The following is a 23,536-nucleotide window of genomic DNA, read 5'->3' as shown; positions in this document are numbered from 1 at the left end:
AGGGATGCCGAAAGTCGGAATGGAACCAATCCGTCGCGATGCGATTGTCCGTGCCACGATCGCCGAGCTTGGCGTAAAGAAATCCCTGGACGTCACGGTCAGCCAGATCGCCAAACGGGCGGGCATGTCCAGCGCATTGGCCCATCACTATTTCGGCGGCAAGGACCAGATCTTTCTGGCGGCCATGCGTCAGATTCTGTCGGATTTCGGGGCCGAGGCGCGGGCCGAGCTCAAAGCTGCCGCCCCGACCGAACGCGCGCAGGCCATCATCCGCGCCTGTTTTGCCCCTTCGTGTTTCTCGCCGGATGTGATCGCCGCCTGGATGACATTCTACGTTCTCGCGCAGACCAATGATGACGCGCTGCGGTTGTGGAAGATCTATCAGGCGCGGATCCGGTCGAACCTGATCGTCGGGCTGCGCCCCTTGCTCGACGATCCGGTGGCTGCTGCGGAAGACATGACCGCCCTGATCGACGGGCTGTATATCCGCGCGGCGCTCAGCGCGCCCGAAGACCCGCAATTGGCCGTGAACCATGCGATGCGTGTCCTCAACACTCTGCTCGAGGCTGAAAAATGACAAACCCGAACATTCTGATCCTGATGGTGGATCAGCTGAACGGAACCCTCTTTCCCGATGGTCCCGCGGACTGGCTTCATGCACCGAACCTGAAAAAGCTGGCCGAACGTTCGACCCGTTTTGCCAATGCGTATACGGCGTCGCCGCTTTGCGCGCCGGGGCGGGCGAGTTTCATGTCCGGTCAGTTGCCCTCGCGCACGGGGGTCTATGACAACGCCGCTGAATTCCGCAGCGATATCCCCACCTATGCGCACCACCTGCGCCGGGCCGGCTATTACACCTGCCTGTCGGGCAAGATGCATTTCGTCGGCCCCGACCAGTTGCACGGGTTCGAGGATCGCCTGACCACCGACATCTACCCCGCCGATTTCGGCTGGACCCCTGATTATCGCAAACCGGGCGAACGCATCGACTGGTGGTACCACAACATGGGCTCGGTCACAGGCGCGGGCGTGGCCGAAATCTCCAACCAGATGGAGTATGACGACGAGGTCGCCTACAACGCCAAGGCCAAGCTGTATGATCTGGCCCGGGGCAAGGATGACCGCCCTTGGTGCGTGACCGTCAGCTTTACCCATCCGCACGATCCGTATGTGGCGCGCCGGAAATACTGGGACCTTTATGAAGGCTGCGAACACCTGCTGCCCGAGGTCGCAGACCTTGGCTATGACAATCAGGACCCGCATTCGCAGCGCATTTTCGATGCCAATGACTGGCGCAGCTTTGACATTACCGAAGACGACATCCGCAAGTCCCGCCGCGCCTATTTCGCCAACATCTCATACCTGGACGACAAAATCGGCGAAATCCTCGAAGTGCTGGAAAGCACGCGGCAAGAGGCGATCATCATGTTTGTCTCGGATCATGGTGATATGCTGGGCGAACGGGGCCTTTGGTTCAAAATGAACTTCTACGAAGGTTCGGCACGTGTACCGCTTATGATTTCCGCGCCGGACCTGCCTGCCGGACGTATCGATACGCCGGTTTCGACCATCGACGTCACGCCGACCTTAGGCGCGTTGGCAGGTGTGGATATGGCCGAGATCGCCCCGTGGACCGATGGCGAAGACCTTGTTCCGCTGGCCAACGGTACCGAGCGTACCGCGCCGGTTGCGATGGAATACGCGGCCGAAGCGTCTTATGCGCCGCTGGTGTCACTGCGCTATGGCAAATGGAAATACAACCGCTGCGCGCTGGACCCGGACCAACTGTTCGATCTGGAAAACGACCCGCAGGAATTGACCAATTTGGCGGGCAATCCGGAACACGCAGGCACGTTGCAAACCCTGCGCGCCAAATCCGAGGCACGCTGGGATCTCGACCGGTTCGATGCTGATGTCCGCGCCAGTCAGGCCCGCCGCTGGGTGGTTTACGAGGCGCTGCGGCAGGGCGGCTATTACCCCTGGGATTACCAGCCGCTGCAAAAGGCATCGGAACGCTATATGCGCAACCACATGGATCTGAACATCGTCGAGGAAAGCCAGCGCTTCCCGCGCGGCGAATAACCTCTTCATCTTTTTGAAAATACTCCCGCCGGAGGCGAATTGATTATGCGACGGATAATCTGGGCTGGCGGGCAAAGGAGACCCGAAAATGGAAGCTGATTTCGTCATTGTGGGTGCCGGTTCCGCCGGTTGCGCGATGGCCTATCGCCTGAGCGAGGCCGGGGCTTCGGTTCTGGTGATCGAGCATGGTGGCACGGATGCCGGACCGTTCATCCAGATGCCCGCCGCGCTGAGCTACCCGATGAATATGTCGCGTTATGACTGGGGCTTTAGCTCGGAACCCGAGCCACATCTGAACAACCGCCGTCTGGCTTGCCCGCGTGGCAAGGTGATTGGCGGGTCGTCCTCGATCAACGGCATGGTCTATGTGCGCGGCCATGCGCGCGACTTTGACACCTGGGCCGAAATGGGGGCTGACGGCTGGTCTTATGCCGATGTGCTGCCCTATTACAAACGAATGGAGACCTGGCACGATGGTGGCCATGGAGGCGATCCCGAATGGCGCGGTACGGATGGCCCGCTGCATGTCTCGCGCGGCCCTCGCGAAAATCCGCTGTTCCAGGCTTTCGTCGATGCAGGTCGGCAAGCGGGATATCAAGTCACGGGCGACTATAATGGCGAAAAGCAGGAAGGCTTTGGCCCGATGGAGCAGACCGTCTGGAAAGGGCGGCGCTGGTCGGCGGCGAATGCTTATCTGCGGCCTGCGCTCAAACGGGACAATTGCGAAATCATCCGCGGTCTGGCGGCGCGTGTGGTGATGGAAAACGGGCGCGCCACCGGTGTCGAGCTGGTGCGCGGTGGAAAGACCGAAATTATCCGCGCCCGGCGCGAAGTGGTTCTGGCCGCATCGTCGATCAACTCTCCCAAACTGCTGATGCTGTCGGGGATCGGCCCTGCGGCCCATCTGGCCGAGCATGGGATCGACGTGGTCGCGGATCGCCCCGGCGTGGGTGCGAACCTTCAGGATCATCTGGAGCTTTATATCCAGCAGGCCTCGCTGCAGCCTATCACGCTGTACAAGCATTGGAATCTGATCAGCAAAGGGCTGATCGGGGCGCAATGGCTGTTCACCAAAACCGGGCTTGGTGCCTCGAACCAGTTCGAAAGCGCGGCCTTTGTCCGGTCGAAGCCGGGTGTGGAATATCCCGATATTCAGTATCACTTCCTGCCCATGGCGGTGCGCTATGACGGTCAGGCGGCGGCTGAGGGGCATGGGTTCCAGGCGCATGTCGGTCCGATGCGCTCACCCTCGCGCGGGGCAGTCACCTTGCGGTCGAACAGGCCCGAGGATGCGCCTGTTATCCGGTTCAATTACATGAGCCACGAAGAGGATTGGGAGGATTTCCGGACCTGCATCCGCCTGACCCGCGAAATCTTTGGTCAGGATGCCTTTAAACCCTATGCGGGGAAAGAGATTCAGCCGGGCGCAGATGTTCAAAGTGATGAGGAGTTGAACGGCTTCATCGCGGACCATGCCGAAAGCGCCTATCACCCCTGCGGCACCTGTCGGATGGGGCGGGCGGACGACAAGATGTCCGTTGTCGATCCCGAAGGTCGTGTCATCGGTGTGGACGGTTTGCGCGTCGCCGACAGCTCGGTTTTCCCGCAGATCACAAACGGCAACCTGAATGCGCCGTCGATCATGGTTGGCGAGAAAGTCTCGGACCACCTGCTGGGTAAAGACGCGTTGCCAAAGGCCAATGATCGCCCGTGGATTCACCCGCAATGGGCCATTGCGCAACGGTGATTTGATCCGCGTCAAAGCGGGGTGAGGCAGCGACCTGTAGATGTGACTTGCAATGACATAATTCAGGAGCGAACAGGAATGTCCCACACCCCGCATGAACTGGCCGAAGAGTTTCCGGACAAGGTCGAATTGATGAGCCAGCTCAAGCAATCGGACGCGCATTTCGCCCGGCTGGCCGAGGAATATCACGAGATCAATCGCGTCGTGCATCGGGCCGAAACCAATATCGAGCCGATGGAAGATCTGGCTGAGGGTGAGATGCGCAAGAAACGCGCAGCCCTGAAAGACGAGATCTGGGCGATTCTGTCAAAAGCCTGAGCCATGTGGCGGGGGCTCTGCCCCCGTCGCGGCAGGCCGCGACTCCCCCGGGATATTTTCAGCCAGGTGAAGTTCAGGTGACCTGATAGGGCAGGGTGCCGCGGGTATGGGTGTCGATGGTGAGGCGACGTTCCAACGGCGGAACCGAGCGCTGGTGGCAGGTTTGCCGCTCGCAGATGCGGCAGGAAATGCCGATGGGCTCATAAGCGCTGGCGTTGTTGATGTCGAGGTTGTCGGCATAGACCAGGGCTTGGGCGTGGCGCACCTCGCACCCCAATGCAATGGCATAGCGGCGGACGGGCGCGCCATAAGATCCGCCCGATTTCGAAACATCTGTGGCCAACGAGATATAGCGGACGCCATCCGGCGTTTCTGCAAGTTGCAACAGGAAGTGACCGGGTGTCTCAAACGCGCGGTGAACGTTCCACAGGGGGCAGGCACCGCCGAAACGCGCAAATTGCAGCCGCGTGGCCGAGTGGCGTTTGGTGATTGTTCCGGCCTGATCGACGCGTACGAAGAAGAACGGGATGCCCTTTGCGCCGGGTCTTTGAAGTGTGGACAGGCGGTGGGCGATTTGTTCGATTGATGCCCCGAACCGGGTGCTGAGCAATTCCAGATCGTGCCGGTAATCCTGTGCGGCGGCCAGAAATTTGGCATAGGGCATCAGGGACGCGCCTGCAAAGTAATTGGCTAGTCCGATTTTGGCGATCGAGCGCGCCTCCTCGCTTTGGAATTTGGCGAAATCCAGTGTGGCTTCGAGGAGCTTGTCCTGGCTGATCAGAGCCACTTGCAGCAGCAGTTGAAAAACCTGCGTCTGTGGTGCGGTCCGTGAGGACAGGCGCAACGTTTTGCTTTCGGCGTCGTAGACGCGCAGGTCCTCGATATCGGAAAAGACGACCTGAATCCCGCGCTCGGACAGGCTGCTGAGGGCTGCTTCTCGTATGCCGCCCGGCTCTTCTGCGCGGTTGGCAAACAGTTCGGCTGCGCGGTCGACGGCGTCGATATAGTTGTCGCAATAATGGAAGAAATCCCGCACCTCTTCCCAGGGGCTGGCCTGTGTGCTGGCATCCTCGCGCCCCAATGCTTCGTCCAGCGATGCCAGACGTTCGTGGGTCTGGCGGTAAGTGCGGTGCAGTTCGATAAAGGCGCGGGCCAGGGCCGGGGCGTTCGAGGCCGTCAGGCGAAGATCGGCCAGCGGCGGGACCGCGTCGGCAAAGACCGGATCGGCCAGCGCCTCGCGCATGTCCGACACGAGGCGTTCGCTGTCACCGGTGCTAAGCTCGGTGACGTCCATGCCAAATTCCTGCGCCAAGGCCAGAACCACTGTGGTCGAGATCGGACGGTTATTATTCTCCATTTGATTGAGGTAGGGCAGTGAGACGCCAAGCTTTGCGGCGAATTCCCGTTGTGTCAGGGACATTCGTGTGCGCATCTCGCGCAGTTTTGCACCGGCGTAGAGTTTCTGGGTGGCCATGGAATGCCTTTGCAACTTTACTTTTGTTGCAGGCTAACTTTGCAAACCCACAATGGCAAGCGATGTTAAAGACCCAATTGCCGCTCGCGCCAGATCACGGTGCAGATCGCGCAGATGGCCAGGATGGCGGTGGTCAGCATCAGCCAAAGCAGCGGCATGGCGCCCGATTCCACGGTCAGCAATGCGCCGGCTAGCGCGCTCAGGCCCGCCCCGCCGCCCAGCATGATCGCCCCGCTGAGGCCCGAGGCCGTGGCCGCTAGATGCGGGCGCACGGACAGCGCGCCGGATGTGGCGTTTGGGATGGTCATGCCGTTGCCGACGCCGACAAAGGTCATGAAACTGAAGAAGCTAAGCGCAGTTCCCATCCCGGTCAGGAAAATGACCGCAGAAATGGCGACGCCGGTTGCGTTCAGAATGCTGCCCCACAGAACCATACGGTTGACGCCAAAGCGGACAGAAAACCGACCGCTGAGGAAGTTGCCGAGGAAATACCCGACGGCAGGCGCGCCAAAGTAAATGCCGACCTCGGCCGCGCTCAGGCCAAAAACCTCGGTTCCGATGAAGGGTGCGCCACCGAGATAGGCAAAGAATGCGCCTGACGAAAACGCTGAAGACAGCGAATAGCCCCAGAAGCGGGGGGATTTCAGAAGCTCGGGGTATTCGCGGAATTGCTGGATCAGGGTTTTGCCGCTTTTGGCCGAGGTCTCGCCGAAGTCCACATATGTCAAAAGAAGCGTCAGTGCGCCCAAGGCAAATGGCAGCCAGAAATTGGCCTTCCAGCCGAAGGTCTCTTCGAGCAATCCGCCAATGGCGGGACCGATCATCGGAACCACCGCCATGCCCATTGTGACATAGCCGATCATTGATGCGGCTTGGTCCTGATCGTATAGATCCCGCACGGCTGCCCGGCTGAGGACCATGCCGACAACAACCACCGCCTGACACATGCGGAAGGCCAGAAATATCTCGGCAGTTGGAGCGAAAATACAGCCCAGCGTGGCCAGCAGGAACAGCGACAGCCCCCACAGGAGAACCGGTCTGCGCCCCGCCTTGTCAGCCAGCGGGCCAAGGAGGATTTGCAGGACAGCGTTCACCAGCAGGTACAGCGCGATGGACAGTTGCATGACCTTGTAGTCGGTCTCGAAATGCAGCGCCATGTTCGGCAGGCTGGGCAGAAACAGGTTCATGCTGAGCGCGGCGAGGCCAGACAGCAAGACAAGTGTGCCGATCTTTGGGGGTGTGCGGCGGGCCGGTGACGTTCTGAACTGCATAGTTCACATGTATAGCTGCGGTTCCGAGGAATGCCAGACGGGTGCTGCCGCCACGTCAGCAATTTGCACTTTTACAGTTTTCCAAAATGCAGTTGCCAAAACTTTGCAAATTTGCCGAAAAGGGCTTTGGTCGGATCACAACTGCATATACTGTCCGTCCAAATTTAATAGGGGATACGCGCCATGAAAGACATCCTTTCCGAGCTTGAAGACCGTCGCGAAGCCGCCCGTTTGGGTGGTGGGCAAAAGCGAATTGATGCACAGCACGGGCGTGGCAAACTGACCGCGCGCGAGCGGATCGAACTGTTGCTGGATGAAGGCAGCTTTGAAGAGTTCGACATGTTTGTCAGCCATCGCTGCACAGATTTTGGGATGGATAAACAAAAGCCTGCCGGTGACGGTGTGGTGACCGGCTGGGGCACGATCAATGGCCGTATGGTCTATGTGTTCAGCCAGGATTTCACCGTGTTCGGCGGCTCTCTGTCTGAAACGCACGCTCAGAAGATCTGCAAGATCATGGATATGGCGGTGCAGAACGGCGCGCCGATCATCGGCATCAACGATTCGGGCGGTGCGCGAATCCAGGAAGGCGTTGCCTCGCTTGCCGGTTACGCCGAAGTGTTCCAGCGCAACATCACGGCCTCGGGCGTGGTGCCGCAGATCAGCGTGATCATGGGCCCCTGTGCCGGTGGCGCTGTGTATAGCCCGGCGATGACGGACTTTATCTTTATGGTAAAGGATTCGTCCTACATGTTCGTGACCGGCCCCGACGTGGTGAAAACCGTCACCAACGAGGTTGTGACCGCCGAGGAATTGGGTGGCGCATCGACCCATACCAAGAAATCGTCCGTCGCGGACGGCGCGTTCGAAAACGATGTCGAAGCGCTGGCCGAAGTGCGCCGGCTGGTCGACTTCCTGCCGCTCAACAACCGCGAAAAGCCGCCGGTTCGCCCGTTCTTTGATGAACCCAACCGCGTCGAGAAATCGCTGGACACGTTGGTGCCGGACAATCCGAACACGCCCTATGACATGAAAGAGCTGATCACCAAGATCGCGGATGAGGGCGACTTTTACGAAATTCAGGAAGATTTCGCCAAGAACATCATCACCGGTTTCATCCGCCTCGAAGGGCAGACGGTCGGCGTTGTGGCCAACCAGCCGATGGTTCTGGCCGGGTGTCTGGACATTGATAGCTCGCGCAAAGCGGCGCGGTTCGTGCGGTTCTGCGACTGTTTCGAGATCCCGATCCTGACTCTGGTCGACGTGCCGGGCTTCCTTCCCGGAACGCAGCAGGAATATAGCGGCGTCATCAAGCACGGGGCCAAGCTGCTGTACGCGTATGGCGAAGCAACCGTGCCGAAGGTCACCGTGATCACCCGCAAGGCCTATGGTGGCGCTTATGTGGTTATGGCGTCCAAGCACCTGCGCGGCGATTTCAACTATGCCTGGCCCACTGCTGAAATCGCCGTGATGGGCGCCAAGGGCGCGACCGAGATCATCCATCGCGCCGATCTGGACGATGCCGAAAAGACGGCGCAGCATGTGGCGGACTACGAAGACCGCTTTGCGAATCCGTTCGTGGCGGCCGAGCGTGGCTTTGTCGATGAGGTGATCATGCCGCAATCGACCCGTCGCCGGGTGTCGCGCGCATTCGCCAGCCTGCGCGGCAAGCAGCTGAAGAACCCGTGGAAAAAGCACGACAATATTCCGCTGTAAGCCTACGGGGTGGGGCAACCCACCCCATCCCGCCCTTGGCCGGGTAACGCGAAAAACAGGTCAGAACTCACCGCCATATGAGGCAGGTTTGACAATAGCCGATAAATAGTTAAATGATCCGTCCCACCAGACAAAGAACCGCGCAGGCCAACAGCACTGCGCGCGCGACTCCGGAAGGAGGAGCCTGCCGTCGGTGGGTCCGGGGTCGCGCCATTGGTCTGGTCTTGTCCGTTCTTGGCACCGCAGCCTTTGCGCAATCCGACGTAACCTTGCCGGTTCCGTCAGGGCAGCCGGTGCATCTGAACGATGTCTTGCTGGACAATAACCCCGGAGAGCTGTGGGTGCGGTTCCGGTTCATCGCTCCGAAGATCGGCGCGACGGTGGGACGGATCGGATATGATGTGGCATCGCAGGACATGGCGCATCTGTGCCAGACGCTGGCGGTGGCCTATGTTGCGCAGCATGAATTGGACCCGGCGCTGGTGATCATTTCGCTGGCCGATCGCCCGATCGAGTTCGGCAACACGGCACCGGATGCCACGCAATTCTTCGAAGCCTACAGGCTGGAATCGTCAGATTGCATCTGGGAGGGGCTTTGATCATGTCCTTCGGGTTTCGCGACCTCAGCGCGCCGCAGGCCAAAGCTGCCATATTCGGGGTGCGCCGCATGAAAGCGCCCCATAAAGGCTGTGTTATTTCCCGTCTCGGTGCTACCCGGGGCACGGAGGTAACGACATGCTGAAACATCGTGGATTCCCCGGACGTCTGGCCGGGACAGATTTTCAATTCACCATCCGCCGCGCCAACCCCAAGGGCGTGACGCCGATCACACGGCGCGAGCGGTTTCGGGATCGCAAACCGGCGGACCGGCGGGCTGATGCGGCGTTCATGGAAGCGCTGTGGCACCATTTCGGAGATCAGCCGTTTGAACGCGGCAACCTGGATGCAGGCCGGTTAAGCTGGCTGTTCGGGCGCGAGGTTGTTCCGGCGGAAGATCCGTTTGATCCGGCAAGCTATGATGCGCTGCTGGTGATCGACCCGGATGCGGCGCGTGCGTCGTTCCCTGATCTGTTTGGAGCGGCCTGATCATGCAGAGGCCGATGCCGCATAATCTCGTCCGGTGTGGCAAGACCCCGCCCAGAAATGGGCGAGGCCGATTTGCGGTATCAGAAGTTCAGCTGGGCGGCGACTTGTACCCGGCTGCCATCGAAGGTGTCGCCGGAATTCACGTCATTCCGCTCACCGTAGATGTACTCGGCGCTGAGCGTCAGGTTGTCGGTGGCCTTGTAGAAGGCGTTGACGTGGATCGTCTCAAGTTCGGTGAAGGCCAGATCGCCGGTCGAGGTGGGGAGGTCGTAATCCTCGCGACCGTAGGCGATGCCGACATTCCACTTCGGGCTCAGATCCTGCCGGAACTCTATCGTGTAGCCGTCGACATCGTTGGCCTGCCCGCCGACGATTGGATCACCAAGGCCGATCAGGTAGGGGCCAAGCGCTTCGCCGGTCACGTAGTTGACTTGGAACAAGCCGCCCTGCCAAGGACGGATCGAACCGGACAGTGTAAAGCCGGTCTGATCCACCTCGACGCTACCGGACTCAGCCTTGCCGTAGAGCGCCGACGCACGCGCGATGTACTTGCCATCATTGTACTCCACCGCACCGGTCAGAACCGGATCGTCCGAGTTCGAGCCGCCTACGTTCTCTTCAACAGACACTGCGAAAGTAGTGTTCGCGCCAATGGTGTTCGTGTAGCGCACTTGGGGTACGCGAGCGAACGGAATACCAACCGGACCGTTGAATTCGACCGAGGTAGGATAGGTGTCCAGCGGCTGGAAGTTTGTCCAGTACTGACCGATGAGCCAATGATCACCAATGGTGATGTTCGCGTGACGCAGGCGAAGCTCAGCAGCGCCGCCACTGGCAAACAAGTCCAGTTCCAACTGACCTCCGATTTCGCCGATGCTGGTGGGGGTGCTTGTCCGCAAGCCGATGCGCGATTGGCGGATCGTGGCGCCAAACGTCCCATCAGTAGCCGCAGAAGGCTCACCGATGACGTTCACAAAAGCTGTGTCCCCCTGATCGAATTCGAAATCATAGAAGAAGTCGGCTTTGACGTATCCATAGACGTCCAGAGTGGTGTTTCCGATTCTGAAGTCGCCGTTGGCGGGGCCGGACTTGTTGGCCTCGAGCGCTTCGACCCGGGCGCGCAGCGCATCGAGTTCGGCCTGCGAGGCGTCCTGGGCAAAAGCAACCGTGCCGGTCACACAAAGCGCAGAGGCAGCAAGCAGGATTGCCTTGGTTCGTATGGTCTTCATGTAGGTGTTTCCTTGTGTGCGAGTGTGCGCTCGCACCGTTTCACGCAGTTGTTAGTGAAGGAAATCACGAGAATGGGATCGAAAAGCCCAAACTTCTCAAGCAATTGTGCTTTGGTTGCGGAAAATTCTCACGTCAAGGTGAACAGATCGGTCAACCCTGTGAATCCGAACGTGTTTCTGCACGGCGGCGAGTCATTGGATTGTGATGCTGCGTGTGCGAATAGTCTCAGCCAGAGAGAAAAATGTAACAGCAATGTGACTGCTGATCTCGTGCATGTGGCTGGAATGTCAGAAAACCGGATCGGCACGATTTTGCGCGGATTTTCGCCGGATGGGCAATTTCCAGCCGGAATCTCGCTTGGAAACAATACTTTGTTTGCGGCCATGATTGTGGCGTGCAACCTGTTCAAGCCGTGCGGCTCTACTTTGCCTGCGCCGCACATGCACCTACTATTCCGTACCCCTTCCTTCCGCGGGCAGGCTTGTGTTCCCCACATAGTCCTGTCCGCGTTTTTCTTTGCGCAGCCTGTAGGCGTAAAGCGGCATAAATCTGCGCAAAACGCGGAAATTCCGCGTCTGATATTGAATAACAAGGCCCAAAACCGGCATCTGCCCTCAAAGCTATCGAGACGACAAAAAGGGCAGACATCATGCGACTCTCACGTTTCTTCCTTGTTGCGGCAACCTGTGCGGGCCTTGCCGCGTGCGGCGACACAACCGGCGAACAGGCCATCCTGGGCGGCGGTGCAGGGGCAGTTGGCGCTGCCGTGCTCAGCGCCGATCCGCTGTTCGGGGCCGCAGTGGGCGCCGCGGGCAACGTGCTCTACTGCAAAACGCAGAACACCTGCCGCTAACCTGAAATTCCCGGGGCGCGTTTCGTCGCCCCGTCCGTCATCGCGCATCACGCCGTCGTGGGGGTCATTCCCTGCGGCGGCGTTGTGCGTTTCCAGAACACCAAGCCAAAGGACGTTCCATGTTCAATAAGATCCTGATCGCCAACCGGGGCGAGATCGCCTGCCGGGTTATCAAGACCGCCCGTAAGATGGGTATCGGCACTGTCGCCATCTTTTCGGACGCAGACAAAAACGCGTTGCATGTGTCGATGGCCGACGAATCCGTGCATATCGGCCCGCCCCCTGCGAACCAGTCCTATATCGTGATCGACAAGGTCATGGACGCCATCCGCCAAAGCGGCGCGCAGGCGGTGCACCCCGGCTATGGCTTCTTGTCGGAAAACGCCAAATTCGCCGAGGCGCTTGAGGCCGAAGGTGTTGCCTTCGTCGGCCCCCCGAAAGGCGCGATTGAGGCGATGGGTGACAAGATCACCTCGAAAAAAATCGCTCAGGACGCCGGTGTTTCCACGGTTCCCGGCTACATGGGCCTGATCGAAGACGCGGAAGAAGCGGTCAAGATCTCGAACGAGATCAGCTATCCGGTGATGATCAAGGCCAGCGCCGGTGGCGGTGGTAAAGGCATGCGGATCGCGTGGAACGACGAAGAAGCACGCGAAGGTTTCCAGTCGTCCAAGAACGAAGCCGCGAACTCGTTCGGCGATGACCGGATTTTCATCGAGAAATTCGTCACCCAGCCGCGTCACATCGAGATTCAGGTTCTGTGCGACAGCCACGGCAACGGCATCTATCTGGGCGAACGCGAATGCTCGATCCAGCGCCGGAACCAGAAAGTGGTGGAAGAAGCGCCGTCGCCATTCCTGGACGAAGCGACCCGCAAGGCGATGGGGGAACAGGCCGTGGCCCTGGCCAAGGCCGTGGGTTATGCCAGCGCCGGTACGGTTGAATTCATCGTTGATGGTCAGAAGAACTTCTACTTCCTTGAAATGAACACCCGCCTGCAGGTGGAACACCCTGTGACCGAGCTGATCACCGGCGTCGATCTGGTCGAACAGATGATCCGTGTTGCAGCCGGTGAGCCTCTGTCGATCACGCAGGATGACGTGACCCTGACCGGTTGGGCCATCGAAAACCGTCTGTATGCGGAAGATCCCTATCGCAACTTCCTGCCCTCGATTGGGCGTCTGACCCGCTATCGCCCGCCGCAAGAGGTCGCGGCTGGCCCGATGCAGGTAAACGGCAAATGGCAGGGCGAGGCACCCGAAGGTGAGGCCGCAGTGCGTAACGATACCGGCGTCTATGAAGGCGGCGAGATCAGCATGTATTACGACCCGATGATCGCCAAGCTTTGCACCTGGGCCCCGACCCGTGAGGCCGCGATCGAGGCAATGCGCGTGGCGCTGGACAGCTTTGAGGTCGAAGGTATCGGCCACAACCTGCCGTTCCTGTCTGCGGTGATGGATCACCCGAAATTCATCAGCGGCGACATGACCACCGCCTTCATCGCCGAGGAATATCCCGAAGGGTTCGAAGGTGTCACCCTACTCGAGGGCGATCTGCGCCAGATCGCAGCATCGTGCGCCGCGATGCACCGCGTGGCCGAAATTCGCCGCACCCGCGTATCGGGCCGGATGGACAACCATGAACGCAAGGTTGGCAAGCGCTGGGTCGTCTCGCTGGAAGGTCACGAGTTCGCCGTTCAGGTCAACGCCGACAAAGAAGGCGCGACGGTCAAGTTCGAGGACGGCTCGACCCTGCGCGTGGCCTCTGACTGGACACCGGGCGACCAACTGGCCGTTCTGGACGTCGATGGCAGCCCGCTGGTTCTGAAGGTTGGCAAGATCTCGGGCGGTTTCCGCGTGCGAAACCGGGGTGCTGACCTGAAGGTGCAGGTGCGCCGTCCGCGTCAGGCTGAACTGGCCAAGCTGATGCCGGAAAAACTGCCGCCGGATACCTCGAAAATGCTGCTGTGTCCGATGCCCGGCCTGATCGTAAAGGTCGATGTCGAGGTGGGTCAGGAAGTGCAGGAAGGTCAGGCGCTGTGCACCGTCGAGGCGATGAAGATGGAAAACATCCTGCGCGCCGAGAAGAAAGGCGTGGTTGCCAAGATCAACGCAGGCCCCGGCGACAGCCTTGCCGTGGACGATGTGATCATCGAATTCGAGTGATCATGACCGCGTTTTTGTCATATCTCCAAAGGTATCCGGCGTTTTGCGCTGGGGCCTTCGGGCGTGGCAAAAACGCTCAGCCGCCCTCGCGCCGCTCGCGGATTTCGCGTTCGCGCAGGGGGGTTTTGTCGATGGACCGGCCAATCTCACGCACACTCCACGGCGAGGGCTTGCGCAGTTTGACCACGCCGTCCTTGTCGACAAACACCATCTGGAACCCACGCGGGCGCAGTTGCGACCGGATCGGGGATCGGGCCGACGGATCGGTGTCGGTCAGGACCACCACATCTCGGTCCCGCATGGCCTCTTCCCCCTCAAGCAGCATGTCGACCTGTTGCTGGAACCGGGGGTCGGCTGGCGTGTCTGCGAAGACGATTATGGGCCGGTGGGTCCACAGAAATTCAGACAATTCACTGTCGCCGACCGGGCGGACAAATTCATCATCAGCAGGTGCAGACCCGTCAGCGGCCATCGCGGCCAGCGGGATTAGTGCCGAGAAAACAAGGGCAAGCGTTCTGTTCATGGGGCCTCCTGTCCCGTTGAATATAGCCTCTGCGCGCGCGAATGCGACTGACGAAATGCACATGATGCTCAATTTGTTGCGCGTTGCCCCGACCGATTGGATGCTGATCAACCATACGCACGGATTGCAGCCATCTGCGATCCGAATTGACAAGAGGACCCCTCAATGACCGACACAAAGGATTGGCGCGCGCTGGCCGAGAAAGAGCTGCGCGGACGGCCATTGGACGATCTGACCAAGGAAACGCTGGAAGGTATCGACGTCAAACCGCTTTATACGCAGGAAGACACCGCCGATCTGCCGCATATGGGGTCGCTGCCCGGGTTCGGGCCGTTCACGCGTGGCGTGAAGGCGACGATGTATGCGGGTCGTCCGTGGACGATCCGTCAGTATGCCGGTTTCTCGACCGCCGAGGAATCGAATGCTTTCTATCGCCGCAACCTGGCCGCCGGTCAGCAGGGCGTCTCGGTCGCGTTCGATCTGGCGACGCACCGCGGCTATGACAGCGACCACCCGCGCGTGGTTGGCGACGTGGGCAAGGCCGGTGTGGCCATCGACAGTGTCGAGGACATGAAGATCCTGTTCGACGGCATCCCGCTGGACAAGGTCTCGGTCTCGATGACCATGAACGGCGCGGTGATCCCGATTCTGGCGAACTTCATCGTCGCAGGCGAAGAGCAGGGGCATGACAAATCGCTGCTGGCGGGAACCATTCAGAACGACATTCTGAAAGAGTTCATGGTGCGCAACACCTATATCTACCCGCCCGAGCCGTCGATGCGGATCATCTCGAACATCATCGAATACACCTCGAACGAGATGCCGAAATTCAACTCGATCTCGATCTCGGGCTACCACATGCAAGAGGCCGGGGCGAACCTGGTACAGGAGCTGGCCTACACGCTGGCCGATGGCCGCGAATACGTACGCGCCGCGACCGAGGCCGGGATGGATGTGGACAAGTTCGCGGGCCGATTGTCCTTCTTCTTTGCCATTGGCATGAACTTCTTCATGGAGATCGCCAAACTGCGTGCGGCACGGACCCTGTGGCATCGCGTGATGACCGAGTTCGGGGCCAAGTCGGAACGGTCGAAAATGCTGCGCACCCACTGCCAGACCTCGGGCGTGTCGCTGCAGGAACAGGATCCCTATAATAACGTGATCCGCACCGCCTATGAGGCGATGAGCGCGGTTCTGGGTGGCACCCAGTCGCTGCACACCAACGCGCTGGACGAGGCGATTGCGCTGCCGACTGACTTTTCGGCCCGTATCGCGCGGAACACCCAGCTGGTGCTGCAGGAAGAAACCGGCGTGACCGATGTGGTCGATCCGCTGGCGGGCTCTTACTACGTCGAAAGCCTGACCAACGAGTTGATCGAAAAAGCCTGGGCTTTGATGGAAGAGGTTGAGGAGATGGGTGGCATGACCAAGGCCGTGGCCTCGGGTATGCCCAAGTTGCGGATCGAGGAAAGCGCTGCACGTCGTCAGGCGATGATCGACCGGGGCGAAGAGGTGATCGTCGGCGTCAACAAGTACCGCAAGGAACAGGAAGACCCGATCGACATTCTGGACGTCGACAACGTCGCCGTGCGCGAGGCTCAGGTCGCGCGTCTGGAACGTATCCGTGCAACGCGGGACGAAGCGGCCTGTCAGGCCGCGCTTGAGGCCCTGACCACCACCGCCCGCGAGGGCGGCAACCTTCTGGCCGCCGCCGTCGAGGCCGCCCGTGCCCGCGCATCCGTAGGAGAGATCAGCATGGCAATGGAAAAAGAGTTCGGCCGTCACCGCGCCGAAGTGAAAACGCTGGCTGGCGTCTATGGCGCGGCTTACGAAGGCGACGAAGGCTTTGCCGCGATCCAGAAATCCATCGAGGAATTCGCCGAGACCGAAGGCCGCCGCCCGCGTCTGCTGGTGGTCAAGATGGGTCAGGACGGTCACGACCGTGGGGCCAAGGTGATTGCCACCGCCTTTGCCGATATCGGCTTTGACGTGGATGTGGGTCCGCTGTTCCAGACGCCTGCCGAGGCGGCGCAGGACGCGGTGGACAACGATGTGCACGTGATCGGCATTTCGTCTCAGGCGGCGGGGCACAAGACGCTGGCACCGCAACTGGTCGAGGAACTCAAGAAAGCCGGTGCCGAGGATATCATCGTCATTTGTGGTGGTGTGATCCCACAGCAGGATTATCAGTTCCTGTATGACCACGGCGTCAAGGCGATCTTTGGGCCGGGGACAAACATTCCCGAAGCTGCGCAGGACATTCTGCGCCTGATCAGCGAAGCGCGCGGCTAACAGCGACCGCGGTTTTTCGACGAAAAATCTTGTGGTCCGCCGCCTTTGGCTAAAACATGCGACCAGACCTGCTTGGGTCTGGTCGTTTTTGTTGGGAGGGCGCGCATGATACTCGATCATTTGGCCGTTGCGGGTGAGACGCTGGAAGAGGCGTCCGCGCATATCGAACAGGCGCTGGGTGTGCCGCTTCAGCCCGGCGGAAAGCACGAGAAATTCGGCACCTATAATCGCCTGCTGGGCTTGCGGGATGGTCTGTATCTGGAAGCAATTGCCATCGATCCGAATGCGCCCGCACCTCAGCGCACCCGCTGGTTCGATCTGGATCGGTTTGCGGGCAAGCCGCGCCTGACCAACTGGATTTGCCGTGTGCCCGATATCGAAGCGTCGCTTGCTTTGTTTCCCGATGGCGTTGGCACGCCGATCGATCTGACCCGTGGGGCATTGCGCTGGCGCATGGCCGTGCCGCCCAATGGCCGCCTGCCTTTTGACAATCTGTTTCCCGCGCTGATCCAGTGGCAAGGCGATCTGCATCCGGCGCAGATGTTGCAGGACAGCGGGTGCAGCTTGCGGCGACTGGTGGTGTACCACCCGGACGCGATGCGTTTGGCGCAGCATCTGGGCGCACTCGATCTGGTTGTCTTTGACACCGGTCCGGTGTCCATGCGGGCCGAGTTTGATACGCCGCACGGGCTGCGCGTGCTGGAATGAGGGTGCGTCAGGCCCAACCTTCGGACGCCGCCGACATTGCCGCGATCAACAACGCGATCATTCGCGACACGCTGGTGACCTTCACAACCGACGAACGCAGTGCCGAGGCGATTGCAGCCGACATCCGCCAACGTGGCCCGTCCTATCTGGTGGTCGAGGATCACGGCACGGTACTAGGCTCTGCCACCTACGGTCCTTTTCGGAATGGGCCCGGCTATGCCCGTAGTTGCGAGCACGCGATCTATTTGGCCCCGGATGCGCGGGGCAAGGGCGCAGGACGGGCTTTGATGACGGAATTGGAAGCCGCAGCATGCGCTGACGGGATCCATGTTCTGGTCGCCGGGGTATCCTCGGCCAATCCTGCGGCCATTGCGTTTCACAAGGCGATGGGGTTTCAGCAGGTCGGCCTGATGCCGGAAGTGGGGTTCAAATGGAACCGGTGGCTGGATCTTGTGCTGATGCAGAAAATTCTTGCCACTGAGTGACCTGTTCCACCTGACAGTCCCGAAATGGGACGCTAGGGTACGCCCATGTCGATCTGGACCCGCATATCCGACGCGCTGAGCGCGCTGGCCCAAGGCGAAAGCCTGACCGCTGTTTTCGAGAAACTGCGCTCGCCGCCCGAGCGATCCGTGGCATTTACCATTGCGGTGATTGCCTTGGGTGCCAAAATGGCCAAGGCCGATGGGCAGGTGACACGGGATGAGGTTACGGCCTTCCGCGATGTGTTCCAGATCGCGCGCGAGGATGAGGAAGGCGCCGCACGTGTCTTCAACATGGCGCGGACGGATGTGGCAGGCTATCAGGACTATGCCCGCAAGATCGCCCGGATGTTCGCCGAAGACAGCACCACGCTGTGCGATTTGATGGAGGGGCTGTTTCACATCGCAATGGCCGACGGGTTCTATCATCCCAACGAAAACGAGTTTCTTGAGGATGTCAGCCGCATCTTCGGCCAGACCGACGCGCAGTTTCTGGCCCTGCGCGCGCGTTTTGTGCCGGATGCGCCGAACGATCCTTACGTGGTGCTGGGTGTCTCGCGCGATATGCCGGTGTCCGAGATTCGCAAGGTCTGGCGTCAGTTGGTGCGCGAGACCCATCCCGACGCGATGATGGCACGTGGCGTCCCGGAAGAGGCGATCCGGCTGGCCGAGAAAAAGATGATCGACATCAACCGCGCCTGGGACGACATCAACGGCGCGCGAGCCTGAGCGGATGCGGCTGGCGACCTACAATATCGAATGGTTCGCCAATCTGTTCGACAAGAACGACGCGCTGATCGTGGATGACAGTTGGTCCGGGCGGCACGACGTAACCAAGGCGCAGCAGGTCGAGGCGATTGCCAAGGTTCTGACTGCGCTGGATGCGGATGCGATCCTGATTGTCGAGGCTCCGAACACCGGGCGCAAACAGAACACCGTGCGGGCGTTGCAACAGTTTGCCGAAGCGTTCGATCTGCGAACCAGTCATGCGATCATGGGGTTTGCCAACGATACGCATCAGGAACTGGCGTTGCTGTATGATCCCGGAGCCCTGACTGCGCGGCACGATCCTCGGGGCGATGCTCATACGCCCCGTTTTGATGGCGATTTCCGCATCGATCTGGATGTGGACGCCACCGAAGATGTGGTGCGCTTTTCAAAACCGCCGATGGAACTGTCGATCCAGACACAGGCCGGATTTGAATTTCGTCTGATCGGGGCGCATCTGAAATCCAAAGCACCGCATGGGGCGGAAACGCGGGACGAAGCGATCCGGATTTCGATTGCCAATCGGCGCAAGCAGTTGGCACAAGCGATCTGGTTGGCCCGGCGGGTCGAGGCGCATGTCGAGGCGCAGGAACCGGTGATCCTGCTGGGGGACCTCAACGACGGGCCGGGACTGGATGAGTTCGAACATCTGTTCGGGCGATCCTCGGTCGAAATCTTGCTGCAGGCGGGTCTGTTTGATCCGCATGCGGTGACGGCACATGGCCCGCGACCGGGCTCGGTCCCCTCGACTGCGCGGTTTGCGCGGCCCAAAGAGGGGAAGTTCCTTGAAGCGCTGCTGGATTACATCATGATCAGCCAGGACCTGCGCGCCCGCCGCCCGGTATGGCGCATCTGGCATCCGTTTCGTGACACGACCTGTTGGTCGAACCCGGAACTGCGCGAGGCATTGTTGACAGCCTCGGACCATTTCCCGGTCATGCTGGATATCGATCTGTGATCTTCCCTCACGCCACCCCGGTGCCTATATTTCTGACATGAAACACATTCTGATCATCGCCGCCTTGTCGTCCGGCATCGGTACAACTGCGTTCGCGCAGGAAGAGGACAGCAAATCCCTGATGGAGCAAGGGGCCGAACTGTTCCTGGAAGGCTTGCGCAAGGAAATGGAGCCTGCATTGGACGAGTTGTTGGGCATGGCAGAAACCTTCGGCCCGGCGATGCAGTCCTTTCTGGAAGAAATGGGCCCCGCGCTGGCGGAACTGGCCGCAGAGGTCAAGGACTGGAGCGCCTATGAAGCGCCCGAAATACTGCCCAATGGCGATATTATCATCCGTAAGAAGCCAACTCAGGACGCGCCAGAGGATCCGAAAGCCGAGGAACAAGCCCCTGACGAAGGCACGGATATCTGACGTCTTTTGCGCTTAACCCTTGATAATCACCCGCGCCTCGGATTTCAGCGCGCTTGAGAGCGAGTTCAGGCGCGCCTCGGCCACTTCGTTGAAGAGAGGTCCCGCGGCTTTGGGCAGGAACAGGTCAAGCTGCCGCTTTTTGGGATAGAACCGCAACCGTCCCATATTGGCATCGTTATGCATCCACAGCATCGCGCCGAACCGCATCGCCTTGCCCAGAATCTCGGCCTGTTTTTGCCCTTGCTCGTCCAGCAGCTCGTAAAACGGTGCGAACCGGTTGCCTTCGCGTTTGTTGCGATAGCGGTGTTGCAAGGCAAGGCCGATAAAGACGCGTTCTGAGTGTTTCAGGCCCCCCAGATTGGCGCGGGTGACGTAGTCAAAACACACCTCGGCCCGGTAATCGGGATGCGCGCGCCAACTGACGTCGTGCAAAAGACACGCCGCCTTGATCAGCCGAACCCGCGCGGGCGGGGCGGATTTGAACAGGGGCATGACGAAATCATACAGGTGCCGCCCAAAGCCCGGCAGGCGGGCGTCTTTGGATTCGGAAAACCGGCTGGCCTCGATCAGCGGGTCGCGGTCGCGGATTTCCTGCGACATTTGTTCGTACAGCAACCCCTCGCGGATGCCATAGCTTGAGATTGCGATGTCCTTGGGTTTGAAGGTGCGGATCAGCCGGGCCAGAACATCCATCGCATAAGGGATCAAAGCCATCCGGGAACTGGACACGCCAGCCTGACTGCGCAGCTTGTCGTGATCATTGGCTTCGATGAACTTGATCGTCTCGCGCACCTGTTTGGTGGTCATGCGGTATTCGTGCATGACATTCAGCGGATAGCCGCGCCGCAACATGTCCAGCCGGGCAAAGGCGCGCCAGCTGCCGCCGACCAGAAAAAGGCGGTCGCGCTGTTGGCCAAGCTGCGCGCGCAGGTCTTCCATCGTGCCCTTGATGTGTGCTTTGCGCGCCCGACGCCCGCCCTTGATGTCGCGCAGTTTCAGGGGGCCCAGGTCCGAGGTTACACGGCGACCCACTTGCCCGTCGCCAATCTCGGCCAGTTCCATCGAGGATCCGCCGATGTCGCAGATCAAACCATAGGCCCCGGGCCAGCCCAATAGCACGCCCTGTGCGGACAGCCGGGCCTCTTCCCCGCCATCGATCACGGCCACATGCAGGCCGGTTTCAGCTTTGACCTGGGCGCAGAAATCCGGGCCGTCCTTTGCCTCGCGCACGGCGGCTGTGGCGACGACATGCAGGCCGGGCAGGTCCAGATCGCGGGCCAGATGCTGGAACCGACGCAACGCTGCCAGCGCCCGGTCGCGCCCGCGCGGGTTCAGCTTGCCGGTTTCGGACAGGCCGGCGCCAAGCTCGCACATGACCTTTTCGTTGTAGAAATAAGCGGGCGAGCGCGCCGCGCCGTCAAAGATCACCATTCGGACCGAGTTCGACCCTACATCGACGACCCCCACCCGCGACAGCGCGCGGCTGCCAGGGTCATCGAACAGAGGTTTACCGAAGGGGCCCCAATCCGGGATGTCGGTTTCGACGGTCTGATCCATGTGTCTTCCAGATATTCCAGACGTAAGATGCGAAATCCCCGGTGCCCGGTCAATCGCCAGTATCCATTTCGTATTGGTCCGTGTTCAGAACCCGGATGGCCAGCGACCGCGTGATTTCGCGCTTTTCGGCCAGCGCCAGTTGGTCCAGTTGTTGTACAACGTCCGCTGCGGTTTCAAAGCGGCGGTCCATGTGTTTGACCAGATAGGCAATGACCTCGGGTCCGGGGTTCAGCTGGCGGTCGACGAACAGCTTGGCCAGCACTGCACCCAACAGCGCGTCATCGGGGGGATCCAGTGCTACGTGATGCGCACCCTCGACCCGGCTTTGCAGATCGGCCAGCGGCAATTGCCAGAACCGAGGCGCAAGGCGGCCGGTCATCAGCAGGGCGTGACCTTCGGCAAGGACCAGATTGTGCAGGTGAAACAGAACCTTTTGCTGTTCGATATCGGCAGCAATATCCGGCACGTCTTCGACCGCGATGGCCGAGCGTGCCAGTTCCGGCACCTCGTCATGATGCAGGTCCGCCGCGCGCACGATACGTCCCCCGGTTTCGGCGGCCCAGACATGTGCCAGATGGGTCTTGCCCGCGCCTGCCGGGCCGCTCAGCACCAGTTTGTTGCCGGGCCAGGATGAGGCCGAAATCATCGCCACGGCCAGCGCATTAGAGGGCGAGACAAAGAAATCCTCGCGCCCCAGCGCGGTTTTGGCTGGTAGATCAAAGCTCAGTTGTCGAGCCATTTATTTGTCTTCCTGATCCGGGCTTTCAAGGCCGGTGTAAAGGCGACTGTCAAGATAAAGCGATGTGCCGAACCGCGCCACAACCCCCAAGGCTGCGGCGACAGGCACAGCGATCAGCATCCCGACAAATCCGAACAGCGCGCCAAAGACCGACAGGGCCAGCAGCAGCCAGACCGGGTGCAACCCAACCGAACTGCCGACCAGTTTGGGCGTCAGGAAATTGCCCTCGGTCACCTGACCCAGCGCGAAAATCCCGGCAACCAGACCGATATGGGCCCAATCGCCCCAGAACTGGAACAGGGCCAGCCCGATGGCCAGAGTGCCACCGATCAGCGCGCCCAGATAGGGGATGAAGGTGACCAGCCCGGCAATGAAACCGACGATCAGCCCGAACTGCAGGCCGACGATCATCAGGGCAACTGCATAATAGGTTCCAAGGATCAAACAGACCGTGCCCATACCGCGTACGAATGAGGCCAGAACCGCATCGATCTCACCGGCCAGCCGCTTGATTGTGGGGGCGTGATCGCGGGGCAGAAGCTCTCCGATACGGGCAATCATACGGTCCCAGTCCAGCAGCAGGTAGACCGCGACAACCGGGACGATGACCAGCAGAACAACGATGTTGATGGCCGACCCCAGCGAGGCCAGCACCGTTTCCAGCACATCGCCGGTTTTCGATTTCAGGGTTTCGCCGAACGAGACCAGCATCTGATGGGTGCTGGATTCGCGGTCGAGCAGCGATGGGAATTGTTGTTCGATGAAACCGCGCAATTGTTTGAACAGGCTGGGCAGGATATCGACCAGCTCGAGCAGCTGCGTGATCAGGGCCGGGACGACCATCAGGATCATCAGGACGAATCCCAGAACGCCGACAACGGTTATGATGCCGGTCGCCGCAACCCGAGACAGGCCCAGCTTTTCCAGCCGGTCGGCAACCGGATCAAGGAAATAGGCAATCGCGCCGCCAATCACAAAAGGCAGAAGGACGTCGCCCAAGGCCCACAGGATCAGAATGAAAATCGCTGCGGCGAAGCCCCAGTATCTCAGTTGATCCTTTACCGGCAGCGCCATGGTCGTCCTCGTGCTTTGACCGTCGGGGATGTTCTTCGCTTATACCGGCACATGATGCAAGCGGTTCATGACACGCAGATT

Annotated in this window: 22 protein-coding genes; 15 read left to right on the top strand and 7 right to left on the bottom strand. The window is 60.2% G+C overall.

Annotated elements, in window-relative coordinates; all coding sequences use genetic code 11:
* Positions 1-4: 4 nt before the first annotated feature.
* From betI to ACR0KX_RS17090, 4 genes are all read left to right on the top strand, one after another.
* Entirely contained in the window at positions 5-577 is a 573-nt protein-coding gene (gene betI / locus ACR0KX_RS17105) for a choline-binding transcriptional repressor BetI (RefSeq protein ID WP_170454908.1), read from the top strand.
* The gene (gene betC / locus ACR0KX_RS17100) at positions 574-2,082 is read left to right on the top strand and encodes a choline-sulfatase (RefSeq protein WP_480708628.1); all 1,509 of its coding nucleotides are present in this window, start codon (positions 574-576) and stop codon (positions 2,080-2,082) included. Before betI ends, betC begins: the two co-directional genes overlap by 4 nt.
* A gap of 88 nt (positions 2,083-2,170) precedes the next feature.
* Positions 2,171-3,829 carry a choline dehydrogenase gene (gene betA, locus ACR0KX_RS17095; RefSeq protein WP_480708627.1) on the top strand — a complete coding sequence of 553 codons (1,659 nt, stop codon included), beginning with the start codon at positions 2,171-2,173 and terminating at the stop codon, positions 3,827-3,829.
* A gap of 78 nt (positions 3,830-3,907) precedes the next feature.
* Positions 3,908-4,147 (top strand): HP1242/YdcH family protein, encoded by a 240-nt coding sequence (locus tag ACR0KX_RS17090; RefSeq protein WP_170454901.1) that lies wholly within the window; start codon positions 3,908-3,910, stop codon positions 4,145-4,147.
* 73 nt (positions 4,148-4,220) lie between these two features.
* Here ACR0KX_RS17090 and ACR0KX_RS17085 read toward each other — a convergent pair whose 3' ends face one another.
* Positions 4,221-5,621, bottom strand: a complete 1,401-nt coding sequence (locus ACR0KX_RS17085) for a helix-turn-helix transcriptional regulator (RefSeq protein ID WP_170454899.1) — start codon at positions 5,619-5,621, stop codon at positions 4,221-4,223.
* Between the two features lie 65 nt (positions 5,622-5,686).
* Positions 5,687-6,892 (bottom strand): multidrug effflux MFS transporter, encoded by a 1,206-nt coding sequence (locus ACR0KX_RS17080; protein ID WP_170454897.1) that lies wholly within the window; start codon positions 6,890-6,892, stop codon positions 5,687-5,689.
* A 183-nt stretch (positions 6,893-7,075) separates the two neighbouring features.
* Between ACR0KX_RS17080 and ACR0KX_RS17075 the strand changes: the two genes are divergently transcribed.
* The 3 genes from ACR0KX_RS17075 to ACR0KX_RS17065 all read left to right on the top strand — a co-directional run bounded on the left by ACR0KX_RS17075 (position 7,076) and on the right by ACR0KX_RS17065 (position 9,694).
* The gene (locus tag ACR0KX_RS17075; RefSeq protein WP_170624367.1) at positions 7,076-8,608 is read left to right on the top strand and encodes an acyl-CoA carboxylase subunit beta; all 1,533 of its coding nucleotides are present in this window, start codon (positions 7,076-7,078) and stop codon (positions 8,606-8,608) included.
* 113 nt (positions 8,609-8,721) lie between these two features.
* Positions 8,722-9,207, top strand: coding sequence for a DUF6497 family protein (locus tag ACR0KX_RS17070; protein ID WP_170624365.1), 486 nt, complete (start codon positions 8,722-8,724; stop codon positions 9,205-9,207).
* Positions 9,208-9,343: 136 nt separating this feature from the next.
* Positions 9,344-9,694 (top strand): hypothetical protein, encoded by a 351-nt coding sequence (locus tag ACR0KX_RS17065; protein WP_170624363.1) that lies wholly within the window; start codon positions 9,344-9,346, stop codon positions 9,692-9,694.
* 80 nt (positions 9,695-9,774) lie between these two features.
* Here ACR0KX_RS17065 and ACR0KX_RS17060 read toward each other — a convergent pair whose 3' ends face one another.
* Positions 9,775-10,923 (bottom strand): DcaP family trimeric outer membrane transporter, encoded by a 1,149-nt coding sequence (locus tag ACR0KX_RS17060; protein WP_170624361.1) that lies wholly within the window; start codon positions 10,921-10,923, stop codon positions 9,775-9,777.
* 650 nt (positions 10,924-11,573) lie between these two features.
* Between ACR0KX_RS17060 and ACR0KX_RS17055 the strand changes: the two genes are divergently transcribed.
* Both ACR0KX_RS17055 and ACR0KX_RS17050 read left to right on the top strand, forming a co-directional pair.
* Entirely contained in the window at positions 11,574-11,777 is a 204-nt protein-coding gene (locus ACR0KX_RS17055; protein ID WP_170454887.1) for a hypothetical protein, read from the top strand.
* 119 nt (positions 11,778-11,896) lie between these two features.
* Positions 11,897-13,942: an acetyl-CoA carboxylase biotin carboxylase subunit gene (locus tag ACR0KX_RS17050; RefSeq protein WP_480708626.1), complete on the top strand. Its 2,046-nt coding sequence runs from the start codon at positions 11,897-11,899 to the stop codon at positions 13,940-13,942.
* Positions 13,943-14,018: 76 nt separating this feature from the next.
* On the opposite strand, the gene ACR0KX_RS17045 is transcribed toward ACR0KX_RS17050, so the two are convergent.
* Positions 14,019-14,465, bottom strand: coding sequence for a DUF4174 domain-containing protein (locus tag ACR0KX_RS17045; protein WP_170454883.1), 447 nt, complete (start codon positions 14,463-14,465; stop codon positions 14,019-14,021).
* Positions 14,466-14,630: 165 nt separating this feature from the next.
* Between ACR0KX_RS17045 and scpA the strand changes: the two genes are divergently transcribed.
* The 6 genes from scpA to ACR0KX_RS17015 all read left to right on the top strand — a co-directional run bounded on the left by scpA (position 14,631) and on the right by ACR0KX_RS17015 (position 20,085).
* Positions 14,631-16,757 (top strand): methylmalonyl-CoA mutase, encoded by a 2,127-nt coding sequence (gene scpA / locus ACR0KX_RS17040; protein ID WP_170624357.1) that lies wholly within the window; start codon positions 14,631-14,633, stop codon positions 16,755-16,757.
* A gap of 105 nt (positions 16,758-16,862) precedes the next feature.
* The gene (locus tag ACR0KX_RS17035; protein WP_480708625.1) at positions 16,863-17,465 is read left to right on the top strand and encodes a VOC family protein; all 603 of its coding nucleotides are present in this window, start codon (positions 16,863-16,865) and stop codon (positions 17,463-17,465) included.
* Positions 17,462-17,950, top strand: a complete 489-nt coding sequence (locus ACR0KX_RS17030) for an N-acetyltransferase family protein (RefSeq protein WP_480708624.1) — start codon at positions 17,462-17,464, stop codon at positions 17,948-17,950. The genes ACR0KX_RS17035 and ACR0KX_RS17030 overlap by 4 nt, the downstream gene beginning before the upstream one ends.
* A gap of 45 nt (positions 17,951-17,995) precedes the next feature.
* Positions 17,996-18,676, top strand: coding sequence for a molecular chaperone DjiA (locus ACR0KX_RS17025; RefSeq protein WP_170454875.1), 681 nt, complete (start codon positions 17,996-17,998; stop codon positions 18,674-18,676).
* A 4-nt stretch (positions 18,677-18,680) separates the two neighbouring features.
* Positions 18,681-19,673 carry an endonuclease/exonuclease/phosphatase family protein gene (locus tag ACR0KX_RS17020; RefSeq protein WP_480708623.1) on the top strand — a complete coding sequence of 331 codons (993 nt, stop codon included), beginning with the start codon at positions 18,681-18,683 and terminating at the stop codon, positions 19,671-19,673.
* 37 nt (positions 19,674-19,710) lie between these two features.
* Positions 19,711-20,085 carry a hypothetical protein gene (locus ACR0KX_RS17015; protein WP_480708622.1) on the top strand — a complete coding sequence of 125 codons (375 nt, stop codon included), beginning with the start codon at positions 19,711-19,713 and terminating at the stop codon, positions 20,083-20,085.
* A gap of 12 nt (positions 20,086-20,097) precedes the next feature.
* Here ACR0KX_RS17015 and ACR0KX_RS17010 read toward each other — a convergent pair whose 3' ends face one another.
* The 3 genes from ACR0KX_RS17010 to ACR0KX_RS17000 are packed head-to-tail and all read right to left on the bottom strand — an operon-like array spanning position 20,098 to position 23,455.
* On the bottom strand, positions 20,098-21,642 hold the full coding sequence (locus ACR0KX_RS17010) for a Ppx/GppA family phosphatase (RefSeq protein ID WP_170454869.1): 1,545 nt from the start codon (positions 21,640-21,642) through the stop codon (positions 20,098-20,100).
* Between the two features lie 49 nt (positions 21,643-21,691).
* Entirely contained in the window at positions 21,692-22,381 is a 690-nt protein-coding gene (locus tag ACR0KX_RS17005; protein ID WP_480708621.1) for an HdaA/DnaA family protein, read from the bottom strand.
* Positions 22,382-23,455, bottom strand: a complete 1,074-nt coding sequence (locus tag ACR0KX_RS17000; RefSeq protein ID WP_170633992.1) for an AI-2E family transporter — start codon at positions 23,453-23,455, stop codon at positions 22,382-22,384.
* Positions 23,456-23,536: the final 81 nt, after the last annotated feature.

This window comes from Ruegeria sp. BG5 (genome assembly GCF_056538425.1).
The sequence above is the reverse complement of the archived record's forward strand: the minus strand, read 5'-3'. Positions and strand labels throughout refer to the sequence as shown.

What these genes read in the sequence shown, in the direction of transcription:
- betI (WP_170454908.1), top strand. Translation starts at nt 5, where the DNA reads ATGCCGAAAGTCGGAATGGAACCAATCCGTCGCGATGCGATTGTCCGT.
- betC (WP_480708628.1), top strand. Translation starts at nt 574, where the DNA reads ATGACAAACCCGAACATTCTGATCCTGATGGTGGATCAGCTGAACGGA.
- betA (WP_480708627.1), top strand. Translation starts at nt 2,171, where the DNA reads ATGGAAGCTGATTTCGTCATTGTGGGTGCCGGTTCCGCCGGTTGCGCG.
- ACR0KX_RS17090 (WP_170454901.1), top strand. Translation starts at nt 3,908, where the DNA reads ATGTCCCACACCCCGCATGAACTGGCCGAAGAGTTTCCGGACAAGGTC.
- ACR0KX_RS17085 (WP_170454899.1), bottom strand. Translation starts at nt 5,621, where the DNA reads ATGGCCACCCAGAAACTCTACGCCGGTGCAAAACTGCGCGAGATGCGC.
- ACR0KX_RS17080 (WP_170454897.1), bottom strand. Translation starts at nt 6,892, where the DNA reads ATGCAGTTCAGAACGTCACCGGCCCGCCGCACACCCCCAAAGATCGGC.
- ACR0KX_RS17075 (WP_170624367.1), top strand. Translation starts at nt 7,076, where the DNA reads ATGAAAGACATCCTTTCCGAGCTTGAAGACCGTCGCGAAGCCGCCCGT.
- ACR0KX_RS17070 (WP_170624365.1), top strand. Translation starts at nt 8,722, where the DNA reads ATGATCCGTCCCACCAGACAAAGAACCGCGCAGGCCAACAGCACTGCG.
- ACR0KX_RS17065 (WP_170624363.1), top strand. Translation starts at nt 9,344, where the DNA reads ATGCTGAAACATCGTGGATTCCCCGGACGTCTGGCCGGGACAGATTTT.
- ACR0KX_RS17060 (WP_170624361.1), bottom strand. Translation starts at nt 10,923, where the DNA reads ATGAAGACCATACGAACCAAGGCAATCCTGCTTGCTGCCTCTGCGCTT.
- ACR0KX_RS17055 (WP_170454887.1), top strand. Translation starts at nt 11,574, where the DNA reads ATGCGACTCTCACGTTTCTTCCTTGTTGCGGCAACCTGTGCGGGCCTT.
- ACR0KX_RS17050 (WP_480708626.1), top strand. Translation starts at nt 11,897, where the DNA reads ATGTTCAATAAGATCCTGATCGCCAACCGGGGCGAGATCGCCTGCCGG.
- ACR0KX_RS17045 (WP_170454883.1), bottom strand. Translation starts at nt 14,465, where the DNA reads ATGAACAGAACGCTTGCCCTTGTTTTCTCGGCACTAATCCCGCTGGCC.
- scpA (WP_170624357.1), top strand. Translation starts at nt 14,631, where the DNA reads ATGACCGACACAAAGGATTGGCGCGCGCTGGCCGAGAAAGAGCTGCGC.
- ACR0KX_RS17035 (WP_480708625.1), top strand. Translation starts at nt 16,863, where the DNA reads ATGATACTCGATCATTTGGCCGTTGCGGGTGAGACGCTGGAAGAGGCG.
- ACR0KX_RS17030 (WP_480708624.1), top strand. Translation starts at nt 17,462, where the DNA reads ATGAGGGTGCGTCAGGCCCAACCTTCGGACGCCGCCGACATTGCCGCG.
- ACR0KX_RS17025 (WP_170454875.1), top strand. Translation starts at nt 17,996, where the DNA reads ATGTCGATCTGGACCCGCATATCCGACGCGCTGAGCGCGCTGGCCCAA.
- ACR0KX_RS17020 (WP_480708623.1), top strand. Translation starts at nt 18,681, where the DNA reads ATGCGGCTGGCGACCTACAATATCGAATGGTTCGCCAATCTGTTCGAC.
- ACR0KX_RS17015 (WP_480708622.1), top strand. Translation starts at nt 19,711, where the DNA reads ATGAAACACATTCTGATCATCGCCGCCTTGTCGTCCGGCATCGGTACA.
- ACR0KX_RS17010 (WP_170454869.1), bottom strand. Translation starts at nt 21,642, where the DNA reads ATGGATCAGACCGTCGAAACCGACATCCCGGATTGGGGCCCCTTCGGT.
- ACR0KX_RS17005 (WP_480708621.1), bottom strand. Translation starts at nt 22,381, where the DNA reads ATGGCTCGACAACTGAGCTTTGATCTACCAGCCAAAACCGCGCTGGGG.
- ACR0KX_RS17000 (WP_170633992.1), bottom strand. Translation starts at nt 23,455, where the DNA reads ATGGCGCTGCCGGTAAAGGATCAACTGAGATACTGGGGCTTCGCCGCA.